Annotated in this window: 12 protein-coding genes; all 12 read right to left on the reverse strand. The window is 47.2% G+C overall.

The features are described from left to right. Positions 1 to 108: 108 nt before the first annotated feature. The gene (gene dnaN / locus BUB19_RS10200; protein ID WP_073094435.1) at positions 109 to 1233 is read right to left on the reverse strand and encodes a DNA polymerase III subunit beta; all 1125 of its coding nucleotides are present in this window, start codon (positions 1231 to 1233) and stop codon (positions 109 to 111) included. 224 nt (positions 1234 to 1457) lie between these two features. Beyond that, positions 1458 to 3140, reverse strand: coding sequence for a gliding motility-associated ABC transporter substrate-binding protein GldG (gene gldG / locus BUB19_RS10205; RefSeq protein ID WP_073094436.1), 1683 nt, complete (start codon positions 3138 to 3140; stop codon positions 1458 to 1460). Next, positions 3133 to 3855: a gliding motility-associated ABC transporter permease subunit GldF gene (gene gldF / locus BUB19_RS10210; RefSeq protein WP_073094437.1), complete on the reverse strand. Its 723-nt coding sequence runs from the start codon at positions 3853 to 3855 to the stop codon at positions 3133 to 3135. Before gldF ends, gldG begins: the two co-directional genes overlap by 8 nt. A 3-nt stretch (positions 3856 to 3858) precedes the next feature. After that, the gene (gene gldA, locus BUB19_RS10215; protein WP_073094438.1) at positions 3859 to 4767 is read right to left on the reverse strand and encodes a gliding motility-associated ABC transporter ATP-binding subunit GldA; all 909 of its coding nucleotides are present in this window, start codon (positions 4765 to 4767) and stop codon (positions 3859 to 3861) included. Positions 4768 to 5018: 251 nt separating this feature from the next. Continuing rightward, on the reverse strand, positions 5019 to 6218 hold the full coding sequence (locus tag BUB19_RS10220; RefSeq protein WP_073094439.1) for a phosphoglycerate kinase: 1200 nt from the start codon (positions 6216 to 6218) through the stop codon (positions 5019 to 5021). A 38-nt stretch (positions 6219 to 6256) separates the two neighbouring features. Further along, entirely contained in the window at positions 6257 to 7219 is a 963-nt protein-coding gene (locus BUB19_RS10225; protein WP_073094647.1) for an L-threonylcarbamoyladenylate synthase, read from the reverse strand. Continuing rightward, a complete protein-coding gene (locus BUB19_RS10230) occupies positions 7219 to 7932 on the reverse strand; it encodes a tetratricopeptide repeat protein (RefSeq protein ID WP_073094648.1) in 714 nt (237 codons plus the stop codon). The genes BUB19_RS10225 and BUB19_RS10230 overlap by 1 nt, the downstream gene beginning before the upstream one ends. 84 nt (positions 7933 to 8016) lie before the next feature. Then, positions 8017 to 8568 carry an NUDIX hydrolase gene (locus BUB19_RS10235; protein WP_073094440.1) on the reverse strand — a complete coding sequence of 184 codons (552 nt, stop codon included), beginning with the start codon at positions 8566 to 8568 and terminating at the stop codon, positions 8017 to 8019. Positions 8569 to 8573: 5 nt separating this feature from the next. Further along, positions 8574 to 9161: a hypothetical protein gene (locus BUB19_RS10240; RefSeq protein WP_073094441.1), complete on the reverse strand. Its 588-nt coding sequence runs from the start codon at positions 9159 to 9161 to the stop codon at positions 8574 to 8576. After that, positions 9158 to 11071 carry a RecQ family ATP-dependent DNA helicase gene (locus BUB19_RS10245; RefSeq protein WP_073094649.1) on the reverse strand — a complete coding sequence of 638 codons (1914 nt, stop codon included), beginning with the start codon at positions 11069 to 11071 and terminating at the stop codon, positions 9158 to 9160. The genes BUB19_RS10240 and BUB19_RS10245 overlap by 4 nt, the downstream gene beginning before the upstream one ends. Positions 11072 to 11148: 77 nt before the next feature. Continuing rightward, complete coding sequence (locus BUB19_RS10250) at positions 11149 to 13125, reverse strand: ComEC/Rec2 family competence protein (protein WP_073094442.1); 1977 nt, start codon at positions 13123 to 13125, stop codon at positions 11149 to 11151. A gap of 150 nt (positions 13126 to 13275) precedes the next feature. Then, a complete protein-coding gene (locus tag BUB19_RS10255) occupies positions 13276 to 13842 on the reverse strand; it encodes a DUF3575 domain-containing protein (protein ID WP_178371475.1) in 567 nt (188 codons plus the stop codon). Positions 13843 to 13857: the final 15 nt, after the last annotated feature.

The raw sequence follows: 13857 nt of genomic DNA on the forward strand, positions 1-13857 counted from the left end.
CACATTCACCTATACCTGTACAGCCGGATGTTTGCCGTACCGAGACTGATAAGCGAACAAAAAATATAGGAAGGGACAAAATGAATTTTTTTGTCCCTGTTTTTTTTACTACACGTAATTGCTCAACATGACGGGCATGACCAGCATCAGTATATCCTCATTTTCATTCATGTCCGAAGGCAATATCAAACCCGCCCGGTTGGGAGCGCTGAATTTTAGTGTCACCTCTTTGGCCGTGATGTTATTGAGCATTTCTACCAGAAATTTGGCATTAAAACCGATTTCAATATCGTCACCTTCATGTTCACAGGAAAGCCTTTCATTGGCCTCGTTGGAAAAATCAAGGTCTTCTGCAGAAACCTGAAGTTCACTGCCGGTTAGTTTTAACCGCACCTGATGGGTAGTTTTATTGGCATAAATGGCTATCCTTCTCAGAGATCCCAAAAATTCCTGCCTGTTGATCACCATATCATTGTTGTTGTCCAGAGGAATGACGTTTTCATAATCCGGAAAGCGCTCGTCAATCAACCTGCAGATCATTTTGATATGGTTGAATTTGAAATAGGCATTACTGCTGTTAAACTCTACCGTGACAGGTACATTCTCCGCAGGCAGGGTACTTTTCAGCAGATTGAGTGCCTTTCTCGGAACGATAATACTGGCAGCTTCCGGAGAGGCGATATCTACCCTGCGGTAACGGATCAAGCGGTGCCCGTCTGTGGCCACAAAGGTGGTGTTGGTCTCGCTGAGATTGATGTACACGCCCGTCATGGCTGGTCTCAGCTCATCGTTACTTGTTGCAAAGATGGTATTGGCGATGGCATTGCTCAGCACCTCTGTAGACATTTCTACCGAAGACGCATTGGTGACACCTGGGATCCTGGGAAAATCCGTGGCATTTTCTCCCGCCAATTTATAGCGCCCATTGTCTGAGCTGATCTCTACGCTATACGTCTCCTTGTCTATACTAAAAGTGACCGGTTGCTCGGGTAGGTTCTTCAGGGTTTCAATCAAAATCCTGGCTGGTACTGCAATATTTCCATCTTCCTTGGCCTCTACTTCTATTTCAGTCATCATAGAAGTCTGTAAATCTGAAGCGGTAACGGTAAGCTTGCTGTCTTTGATTTCAAACAGAAAATTTTCCAAAATCGGCACAACCGGATTGGTCGTCACTACTCCGTTTATGGATGACAGGTGCTTCAGAAGTGATGAAGAAGAAACAATAAATTTCATATGTATAAACTTTTTTAGTAGGTCAAATATAAATCACTGTTAGATAAAAGCACCACAAAAATGATGATTTCCGGAACCGAAAACCTTGCCCTTTGGCTTTATTCGATTCGTTTCCAACATCCAATGGATTTAACAGGGTAAAGTTATAAATAAAATCATAAAAGCCCTCATTGGGAATTGAATAGATGGTATAAAATTAACCCGATCCGTTTCAATTTTGTCCTTCAGCCCTTTTCATATTTCCTTTTTCTGAAAAGATACTGCAGATAGCCCAACAAGAGTATTGTCACGACCGGAAAAACGACGTTAATGAATTGCCAAAGCGTTTTTTGCTGCCTGATCTTCACCTTATTCAGGGGTCGGATTTGGTAGTCCTTTCTTTTGGCCGCCATGATACCATCCGGATCAACCAGGTAGTTGACCGCATGTTGCAAAAACTCCCTGTTGGCGGTTATATTTTCTGAAAAGGGGTTCATACCCAGTGGCAGGGGCTGCTCCTCGCCGGGATCAATCCAGCTTTTTATGACACCGGCATCACCGGACACCAGGATCCTGCCGGAACTGCCCTCCGGAAGAAACAGATCTTCATCAAACTCATCCGGCACAAAACGGTTTTTGAAGAAGGAAGTAAAATTTCCTTCAAGAAGGTATACCAGGGGCAGGCTGCCAGAAGTAAAGGAAGTTACATCGGGTTCAGCAGACATGTCCTCAAAAGCCACTCTCACCGGTGCACTGAGCCTTTTGCTGTAAACGCTACTGAATATTAGTGGAGTTTTTCTCACCCCATCTGCTTTTACTGTATCGAGGGTGCTCGCAAAGCGAAACTGGACCTGATCGAGCCCCTTGGTAACGGGATGGTCGGCCATCTTACCTGCCTGTATATAAAATGGCCATGGCAGGGGAACAATCTGGGACTGATCTCCAAACTCTCCGGCCACTACGGGGTGGTAGCCAAAGTTCAGATCCTGAATCAGGTCATTGTTGATGCGTATACCATAGCGGAACAACATATCGTCCAACCCTGTATCAAACGGCATGGCTACCGTACCATCACCCCCTGCTTTTTCCAGATCTACCGCCAGTTTATCTACAAAAAACAACAGGTTTCCCCCATACATCAGGTATTGATCAAGCAGGTATTTTTCCCTTTCACCATACGCCTCTCTGGGGCCTCCCACCAGTAAAGCTTCAAATGTCAACAGATCTTCCACCGATTTGGCTTGTTCAAAAGGCACCTTGTATACTTCATAATCCTCATTAAGTGCTTCTACCATTCCAAAACCATCATCCGGATCCATCTCACCTTGTCCCATGATGATGCCTACTGCTCTTTTGTCCCTCATATACAATCTCTTGATTGCCTGGCTGATTTCAAACTCCAGGTTTTCTATAGACAGGTTTAGGATCTCATCCGGGCCCATACCAGCCTCCCCTTTCAGCAGCAATACACCCAGTTCATAATTTGCACTTCGGAGAACTATACCTGGGAAAATCATTTTCGATGTTTGCGCGCCATCCTGCGTACTGTAAAGATTGGTAGGATTAATGCCATAAGCTGCCAGATCAAGTATATATTCTTCCCTGGCGCCCCCCTCCATTTGCAGGGGATCTTTGTACACGATATGGATGTCTTCATTGCTGTAGGCACGAAAAGTTTTGATGGTTTCCACGATGCCTTTTTGAAACCGCATCATCCCCGGGGGGAGCGCTCCGTTCAGCAATATTTCCACTTCGAGCGGACCGTCCATGCCTGCCAGTACTTCCTGCGTGGCCTCACCAATGGAATATCGCCCCTCTTCGGTGAGGTCCACCCTGAATTCCCACCATTGGCTCATCCCGAACCCGGTGAGCCATACCAGCGCTATGGCCAAAGCTCCAAATACAATATGACCGTACTTTTTACTCATCTTGCTCGAATAAAATCCAGGTGAATATCAGCCAGGTCAGGATCATTTTTAAAAAATAAAATACATTCTCCGAATCGATTACTCCCCTTCCCATTTGTTCAAAGTGAAAACTGATCCCCAGGCCTTCGAGGGTCACTGCCCACTGTCCCGTAGTGAGGGCAGCCAGTGCACCGAGACCGCCATAGAGCAGGAAACAAATGAATACAGCAATCACAAAGGCTACTATCTGATTGGAGGTAAGGGAGGAGCTGAATAGTCCGATGGCGGCAAAAAGGGCCGCTACCAGCAGCAAGCCAATATACGCTCCAAAGAAGCCGGCACTATCAATGTTGCCGACCGGATCACCCAACTGAACAATACTGAGGTAATAGATCAACGTGGGCAGTAGCGCAAAAAATACGAGGACCAGAGATGCAAAATACTTGGCCAGAATGATTTGGTAGCTTCTGAGTGGGGAGGTCTTGAGCAGCTCCCATGTCCCCGATTTTTTTTCTTCTGCTACCATGCGCATGGTGATCGCGGGAAGCAGAAAAATGAATACGAAAGGAGTATAGCTAAACAAAGGATCCAGGTCAGCGTATCCATAATCCAATACACTGCTGCCCGGAAATACCCAGACAATCAGGCCCAGGGCTACCAGAAAGATGCTGGTAATCAGGTAGGCCGAAAGGTTGCTGAAAAATGCGTTCACTTCTTTAAAGAAAAGGCTCAACATACCTTAATTGCGCGTTAGTTTGTAGAAAACTGCCTCCAGATTTTTGTCTTCCTGCCGGATGCTAACCAGATTTAGTTGCTTTGTCCGGATCAATTCCAATAATTCCTGCCTGAGAACTTTGGGGTTATTGCAGGAAAACTCAATCTTACCGGCATCACGGAATGAAAAATCGCTGTATGCCATTCCTTCGAGCCAGGAGGCCTCCACCGGTTCTTCTGTCTCCATTATCAATTGTACATCGTCAGTATCGGATTTGAGGTGTTTGAGTAGATCCTGGGCTACGATTTTACCTTTATGGATGATCACCACCTTATCGCACAGGGCTTCGACCTCCTGCATGATATGCGTACTCAGGATCAGTGTTTTGTCTTTGCTTACTTCCCGGATCAACTGCCTGATTTCTACCAGCTGGTTGGGATCCAATCCGGATGTAGGTTCGTCGAGGATGATGATTTCGGGATCGTGCAGCAGACTCTTGGCCAGACCTACCCGCTGCCTGTACCCCTTGGATAGCATACCAATTTTCTTTGTCCGCTCTGCCATTAAGCCGCACTGCTCCATTACCAAACCAATTCTCTCCCGAAGTGTGCGCTTGTCCATCTGATACAATCCACCTATAAAGGACAAAAATTCGGAAATGTACATTTCCGGATACAGGGGGTTATGTTCCGGAAGGTATCCGATCAATTTGCTCACCGCCTTGTGATGCCGGTCTACAGGGATATCCTTGATCAGAACTTCACCGGAATCCGCGCTGAGGTACCCGGTCAGTATCTTCATGGTAGTGGATTTCCCGGCACCATTCGGCCCCAGAAAACCCAGCACCTGGCCAGGGTTGGCTTGAAAGCTTACCTCCTTCAAAACCTGCTGATGACCGAAACTTTTGGAAAGCTGGCGGATGAATATGGACATGTCAGCAAACAGCGATTAAATGAATGTACTGGTTTCGGCATTAAGTCCGGGAAACTTAGTCCGCACCTGTCTACCTGGATAGGAAACGAGCATCTATGGCAAATCTTGTCTGGCCGGGGTAAAAGAATATCAGAGACTGCCCTCACCCGCTGTACTTACCTGGCTACGGCCTGACCCGCCTGCAAAGGCCAATCAACCTGAATCGGGAGGAGCAGAACAATGATGCCAGACAGCCTCTGAAAATAAATGATTTATGGCTCCAGCGCTTTCACCCCCGGAAGCACCTTGCCTTCCATAAGTTCGAGCAAAGCTCCGCCACCCGTAGACACAAACGATACACTTTCTCCAAAGCCAAATTTATTCACCGCAGCGGCTGAATCTCCTCCTCCTATCAGGGTAAAAGCTCCCTTCCCGGTGGCCTCTACAACAGCCTCTGCGATGGCTTTTGTACCCCCTTCAAAACTACTCATTTCGAACACTCCCATGGGACCATTCCACAACACTGTCTTGGATGACAGGATTACTTCTGCGAACTTCTTTCTGCTCTCTGGCCCGATATCCAGGCCCATCCAGCCGTCAGGAATTTCACCTTTTCGCGCCGTGCCCTGTTCTGCATCATTGGCAAAAGCTTTGCTGATCACGGCATCTGCAGGCAGATAAAGATTGACATTTCTCTTCTTTGCCTTTTCCACCAGCTCAAGGGCCAACTCCATCTTGTCCTCTTCGAGCAGAGAATCACCGATATTACCTCCCTGCGCCTTGGCAAATGTGTAGGACATGCCTCCACCGATGATCAGGTTGTCTACCTTATCCAGCAATTTATCGATCAGCAATATCTTATCGGAAATTTTGGCCCCACCCATGATGGCCGTGAATGGCCTTTCCGGCTCTCCCAATACTTTTTCCGCATTTTTCAATTCTGCATTCATCAGGTAGCCTGCAACTTTATCGTTAAAATACTCTGCCACGACTGCCGTAGAGGCATGGGCTCTGTGCGCAGTTCCAAATGCATCGTTGACATAAATATCCCCCAACCTTGCCAGTTTGGAGGCAAACTCCTTGTCTCCTTTTTCTTCTTCTTTGTAAAACCTCAGGTTTTCTAAAAGCAATACATCGCCGGGATTTAACCCTGCCGCCAACTGACTGGCTTCCTGACCGATACAATCTTTGGCAAATTGCACTGATAAATCCAGGCCTTTATTCAGATCCGTAATCACATGGCGCAGAGAAAATTTATCTTCCGGACCGGATTTGGGTCTTCCAAGGTGAGACATCAGGATCACTGCTCCTCCGTCTTTTAATATTTTTTTAATGGTAGGCAGGGCCGAAATGATCCGGGTGTCGTCTGTAACATTAAATTTATCATCCAGGGGTACATTAAAATCTACCCTTATCAGGGCTTTTTTTCCCTTAAAATCAACGTTATCCACAATTTTTATTCTCTCATTCATAAGTTGTAGGTTTTTAAAGTTCTTCAAAAATAAGCATTTTATCTGGCAGAAGCCCGCCGCAGACGGTCATTTATCGCCTTACCCAAGTGAATTTCGGGAAGTTCCTCGGCCAGAATGATTTCCGCATTGCTGCTGTCCAAAGCCCTCATGGCAGAAAACAGGTTTCTTGCAGCTTCATCATAGTCCCCCTCCGGACTCAGTGCATATTGCAATTCCGAAGGCTGTTCGGGAAATGACCGCTGGAAGGACAAAACTGCAAAAACAATTCCCTTCTGCCGATGGCTCTCAATCAATTCGTCCAGATGACCAAGTAGCAGCGGCTTTCTGGGTGCATAGTGGCTTTTCAGCATGCCTGGAGATTTGGGGTTGCTGCTGGACTGAGGTAATATCAACACCTTCCCTACAACAGATTCAATATCCTGTACGGAGGTACCTCCCAGACGATAAATGACCACCTGGCCCTGTTCCATACCTACTATGGTGCTTTCAAGGCCGATATCGCAGGCACCACCATCCAGAATATAGGGCACTTGGCCTCCCAGCTGGTCCTGCACGTGCTGGGCTGAAGTGGGACTGATATAGCCAAACGGATTGGCGCTTGGTGCTGCGAGTGGAAAATCCAGCCGATGTAGTAATTTTCGGGTCAGCGGATGTCTGGGCACCCTGACGCCTACCGTATCCAGGCCACTCGTTACCAAATCGGAGATCATGTCCTTTTTTGGCAGCAACAGGGTAAGCGGACCCGGCCAGAACTTTTGTGCAAGCTGTTCCAGCTCCTCAGGTATTGCGTCAACATATGCCCTTACCTGATCAATATCCCTCAGGTGTATGATCAGGGGATCAAAACTGGGCCTTTGTTTGGTTTTGAATATGTCCAGGACTGCGCCCTCGTCCAGGGCGTTTCCAGCCAGCCCATATACCGTTTCGGTAGGTATGGCCACCAGCTTCCCCGAACTAAGTAGGGAGGCTGCTTTTTTTATGTCCTTTCCTATCTCTGCCATCATTCCTGACAGAAATCATCAATCCACTCTTTCGCCTGAGTGTATCCCAGCGAAAGCGCCATTTTCAATTGGGTACAACCTGCTTCCTTGTTTCCCAAAGCACTCATTTCGGTCACCCCAAGCAGGTAGTAGGCTGCTGCGTTTCGCTTATCCAACCTGACCACCTCATTCAGGCTGGTTATCGCATTGAGCGGATCATTGTTTCCCAATTGGGCCTTTGCCTTGTTAAAAAGTACCCGGGTATCTTCTGGATTTGCCTGAAGGGCCATGTCGAAATCTACAAGTGCATCGTCATACATTTCCAGGCCCAGCAAGGCCAGGCCCCGGTTGTAATAGATGTCCGGCTGATTAAAATCCAGGCCATTTGCCCGGTTGTAATCATACAGGGCTTCTTTATATGCCTCCTTTTCCATAAAGGCATTCCCCCTGTTAAAATAGGGCTTGTAATTGCTGCTATCCAGTTCTATGGATTCGCTAAAAGAATCTATGGCTTTATCCCATTGAGCCAATTCAAAAAAAGCTACGCCACGCGCGTTATACGCCGAGGGAAAGTTTGCTTCTGTTTCAATAACCCGGTCAAAGTATTCAATGGCCTGATTGTACTCTTGTTTTTCCAAAGCCGCCACCCCGGCATCAAAAAGCTCTTCCGCAGATGGCTGGCAGGAGCTGATAAGGAGCAATAGGAGGGAAAACCTGAGAAGGTGATGTTGCATTTTCGATTTTTTTTGCAAAGATAAGGATTACCTGCTTGAGCATCCCTATAAATCCGGCACAAAAACCCAAAGCCGGACGAGAGCCTAAAGGAGAATTTCCGACCTGCTGGTTTTTTCCAGCATTCTGAGGATGGAACCTTCATGGCCTACCAATTCGGCCGTCATGTCAAAACCTACCCAGGCAAGGTCTTTACTCTCCGGACTGATGACCAGCGGCTCGTCCATTTCTGCTTCGATCAGAAACCGGACATCGTAATGGAAATGCCGGGGCTCTGTACCATAGGCTGGAATAACATGCCGGTCCAGGTCGAAGATAAAACGATCGACCAGCCTGAGCGAAGTCAATCCACTTTCCTCCCGGGCTTCGTTCATGGCTACCTCCATCAGATTTTCATTCCCATCAGCATGCCCTCCCAATTGTAACCATTTCTGTAATTTACGATGCAGGGTCAGCAGCGTATGTGTCCGCCTTCGGTTTACAATCCAGGCTGAAGCAGTGAAATGACCTTCTTTTCTATCCCTGCTAAAAGCCCGGGGATCATCCAGAAGGGTCAAAAAATCCGGCACCATGGCCTTTTCTTCATCGAAAGGGGTGCGGTAATTACCGATAAATTTTTTCAATAGTATGCTATCCATATTTCTTAATCTGCATTGAACAATTGATCCATAAACCGATCGAAGGGTGCTGCTTTCAGGTACAAGCGATCGGCATATACCGTGACCAGCACTTTCAGATAATTGGGTCTGTTGTTAAGAGAAATTTTTTCCAGGCTGATGTTTCCAAATAATTGATCAATCTTCTTTTCCAAATCTGCTGCTGCCAGGGGAGGCTTGAAATAATACCGCTCTGTGACTTTTACAAGCTCATGTTCCACTTCTATTTTGCGATCCAGGCTTACTTTTCTGTAACCAAGCCCCAGTACCCCCTGCCCCAGACCAACAAATAACCTGGAAAAATCATCCTTTGTCAATGGCGCCTGAAACGTCACAGCAAATCCATTCGCATAAGGTGATTGCAATACGTGCACTTCCGGCGCTTTGTTGACCCCTGCCTTTTTCAAATGGAAGTTGTCGTAAACACTTTTCAAAACTGATTTTCCATCGGGTGAATTCATCCAATCGACCGCATTTCTCTCTTCGTCAGGGGAGATGGTGAAATTCTCCCTAATCGCCAATTTACGGTTTTTTTCGGGAAACAATCCGCCCAACAAATCGTCAATAAATTTCATTTGATTCTGATTTTTCCATTTTCTCCAGTAGCAATCAAGCCCTCGTCTTCCATTTCCCTGATCAAACCTACCGTATCCTCATTTAATTTCTCTCCAGCCAGCTCTATCAATTCCTGCATAGAAAACGCTTCTCCCTCCGCTAAAGTTTTAAGTATTTTTTCGCCCAGTCTTTTGTTGACGATGCCTGCCTCCTTTTCCTTCTTCCTTTGTAGACAGACATCACAAATATCACAGGTAAAATCATTCTTTTCCCCGAAATAGTTTAAGATAAATGAAGTACGGCAAATTTTGTCATTTTTCACATATGCAATCATCTCGACCGCCTTTTCCCTGGCTCGTGCCCTTCTGAGGGCTATTCTTTTTTTATTCAAGGGTAGGGTACCCGCATCTAATCTGGGAGTCAAAAATGTCACCTGAGGCTGGTCCTTTTTCCCCGAGTATGCCGCCAGTCCAAGTTCTTCCAGCTTTCTAAGCATCTTTATTACTTCCTTTTCAGAGCATTGAAGCAATCGGGCAATCTCGCTTTCCTGAATTCTTATGTAATTGACAAACAGCTCTCCTCCGTAGCGTCTGAGCAACAGTTTGATCAGTGGATCTAGCGAAGCGTAGGCTATCTGAGCTTCATACAGCCTGGTCTGGGACACCAGAAAATGCAACGTGGAAGGCAGGAAAACGCTTTCAGAAAACAAGAGCAAGTCTTCCTCTTGCAGCACCTTGATGGCATTGTAGGCCAATTTAACATCCAGTGAATAGGTATTGGTAAAAACCAAAAAATCAAAATCAAAACTGCTCATCTGGGCGCTGCCTACGGCTATTCGGTAATAATTGGCCAGACATTGGTACACACGCCTGATGGTATCCTCCGGCGGATAGGCCATTTCGGCCGTTTCAGTAAGTGCCAGGCAATCCTGTTCCCGGACCAGCAATACGGCATATGCCTTGATACCATCTCGTCCGGCCCGTCCTGCCTCCTGATAGTAGTTTTCGAGATTTTCGGGGAGATCCAGGTGCAAAACCACCCGTACATCCGGTTTATCTATCCCCATTCCAAAAGCATTGGTAGCTACCATGACGCGTTTTTTTCCCTTAATCCAATCTACCTGCCGCTGGTTACGGACGGCCTGGTCCAGACCAGCATGGTAATAGGTGGCTGCAATGCCCAACCTTTGGAGTTGCCCGGCGGTCTCTTTGGTTCCTTTCCTGCTTCGCAAATAGATGATAGCACTACCCGGGACCTTCTGCAAAATAGCCACTGCCTGTTCAAGCTTATTCTCTGCCCACCGGACCACATAGGATAGATTGGATCGTGCAAACGACTGTACAAATACCGCAGGATTTTTTAATTCCAGCTTGTCCAGAATATCCTGCCTCACGTCCAATGTGGCCGAGGCGGTAAGGGCAATGACGGGGACGTCTGGCGCCAGTTCCCTGAGAGAAGCGATTTCCAGATATGCCGGCCTGAAATCATAGCCCCATTGGGAAATACAATGTGCCTCATCTACTGCGATCAGGTTGACATTCATTTTCTTAAACCGCTCAATGAAAATATCGGTTTTCAACCGCTCGGGTGACACATAGAGAAATTTATAGTCTCCATATACACAGTTGTCCAGCAGTATGTCGATTTCCTGCTTTTTCATGCCCGAATGGACGGCCATTGCCTTGATCCCCTTATTGCGCAATTGGTCCACCTGGTCTTTCATCAATGCGATGAGCGGGCTGATGACCAGGCAAATCCCCGGGCTTATCAAGGACGGCACCTGAAAACAGATGGATTTGCCACCCCCGGTAGGCATCAATGCCAGGGTATCCCGCTTCCGCAGGGCTGAAAGCACGATTTCTTCCTGCAGTGGCCTGAAGTCCTGGTAGCCGAAATACTCTTTCAGCGTAGCGATCGCTGCTGTTTTCATTTGGTCCATACCGGAATACCTGGAGATTTTCCCAATTGGGTTAAATTTTTTCCCAAATTAGTCTGCTTCGACACCAATCACAAGGATGCCTGACTATTGTTAAAACTTATTTTGATTGCTGACTGCGGCGGACCCTGTGGAAAATTCAGTGAAGCGAACCTGTGCCATTTCCCTCCTTCCCAAAGATAGCATTGCAGTCCATTCAGGTCGGCCGGCAAACGGGTATCCTTGTCCAGGCTGAGCGTTTTGCCGCAGGGCAAATCCAGTACAAGGTGCTCTCCCCTGTCTCTTACCAGGAGAAATTTGCCTGGAGGACCGGTCACTTTGGTTCTGTGGGGGAGGACCTGATAATTGAAATCTTCCGGTACCACCTGCCAGGCCGCCGTATACAACTGTCCCCGATAGGTGTAATCGAGCACCATACCCTGATCCAGCCGGTAGACCAGCAGGTAATTTTGGTTGACTTTATCCAAGGATTTATAAATCCTGAGTCCGGTGAATAAAAACAAGGCTACAAATGCAATCCAAAGAGCGGACTTGCGTCGTGTTTCTATCAGCAAATAAAGAAAAAACAGTGATACCCAGATTAAAATCATCTCCTGTAAGTGGAAATACAAATGTTCGATCTTTGCATAGGGCAAATGCTGCAGGCTAAAAATACCTGCATTCAACACCTGCAGCGTGCTATCCAGCAAAAACCCCAGAAAGGAGGCCAATAAGTGGAAAGAGGAAAAAAGCAAAAAAGGAACTCCAACAGACATGACAACAAAGGCCCCTGGAATGGCCAGTATGTTGGATAACAAAAAGTAGGTAGGAAAAACATTGAAATAATGTATGGCCAGGGGAAAGGTAGCGAGCTGTGCTGCTGTGCCTACGGTGATGATATCCCAGATATAGCGCAGCCATTTGCGCTGCGGATACCAAAGCCTGGAGAGGAGGGGCTGGAAGAGAAGTATTCCCAGCAACGCTGCATAACTCAACTGAAAACCTACCGCATACACCAAAAAAGGATCGTAAACCAGCAATACCAATGCGGAAAGGGCAAGCGGATTGAAGATAGATGGACTACGTGATTTGATCTGAGCCATTGAGATAAAGGTAAACATCGTTGCTGCCCGCAGCACCGAGGGGGACAAGCCGGTAATGGCCGCATATCCCCAGATCAGCGCCACCACCAGACCCAGAAAAACGGCCCGTTTGTAGCCTTTCATGCGCTGTGGCCGGATGAAGAGAAAGAAAAAGCCATATATGATTCCCACATGCAAACCCGAAACCGCCAGAATATGCATGGCGCCCGCAGTAGCGTAGGCATCCCCTATTTCATCGTCCAGATCCGCCTTCTGCCCCAGAAGTAAGGCTTTGGCAATCTGAATGGAGGCCTCATCCCGGAGGTACATGACGATCCTATGCTCCAGATGCAGCCGCAAATTCAATATTCCATGGCGCCAAATAGATTGTTTCCCCTCTCCGACATTTTTGAAATCATTTCCGATGAAGTGGCTGAAGAATATCTGCTTTCTTGCCATGAAGGTTGCATAGTCAAAAGCCTCCGGATTTTTGGGTGGGGCTATGCTTTGCGGTGCTCCGGATATGTGCAGGATTGCTCCCGGGATCAGCGGTTTTTCGGAGCGGTGGTAAATCTGTACCTTACCTTTTGCTACCTGCCAGCCCTGAGGGGTTTCAACTGCGGTGATTGCTACCAGGTTACCAAAACTCCGGGCCTTTCGCTGGTCTGTTTCCAATACCTCTGCCAGGTAGGCTGAGATGCATTTTTGATGATAGATGTGTTTCGGATCATTGTGGACATCATGCAGGGCGGCTACCCACAGGCCAGTAAGAAAGAGACAGCCGTAGGCCAATGCAGGGCTAAAAAAATAGTAAAGCTTTCTGAATCCAGGCCGGTATATGGTGGTCGATACCGTGAAAATTGACCACAAAGCCAATACAAAGACCATCAGGAAGCGGGGCTGGAGGGGTCCCCAATACCCGTAGGCCAGCACACCGGCGATAAAGCATGCCGTATACCTCACAAACGGAAACTCATTGAACTTCATATTGAAAAAAAATGAGGCTAAAGATCGGGGGTATCCCCTATTCCGGGACTAAATACCCAGGCCCGGACCAATCGGGCAGAAAAAAGTTACGAATAATTTTTTAATTATTGACGTAAGGTACTCGAATTCAACGGCTTTTTTTTCGAGCACTTAAAACCTGAATCCTATGCTAAATCCGGCGTTAAACTCCACCGGGTCGAAACGATCGCTGACGGCACTGTTGAAGCCTCTGGCGATATTGACATATGGGCCCAATGCAAACTTGTCGTTGTGTACCCATTTGTAACCAGCTCCGAAGCCAATCATGAAACTATTCAGGTCGGTTTGGATCAACTGGTCATTGGCTCCAGTTTCGGTAAAGGTGCCATTCCGGTATTTCAGGAAAGGAAGCACGTAAAAGCCTGAGGGATCGGAAGGGGTCACGAAGTAGTAGTTGTAGGATAGCATAAAACTGGTGGCATTAAACTCCTCTCCTTCTCCACTGTCCGAAACATAGGAAAACCGGTCCAGAAACATCAACTCCAGCCCCAGGGATTGGTTTTGATCCAGAAAGCGCTCATAACCCAATTCCAGGGAACCGATCACGATGGTATTGACAATATTGATTTTTACTTCATTGTCTGCCCGGCCGGGCTCCGGTAGATTTTGGGAAAATGCCGGCTGAAAACCAACTCCTGCCATTGCCAGGATTACCAGGATGTGTATATTTTTTTTCATACTAAAAATAACGTT

Origin of the sequence: Cyclobacterium lianum, assembly GCF_900143075.1 — a bacterium.
Classification (GTDB): Bacteria; Bacteroidota; Bacteroidia; order Cytophagales; family Cyclobacteriaceae; genus Cyclobacterium; species Cyclobacterium lianum.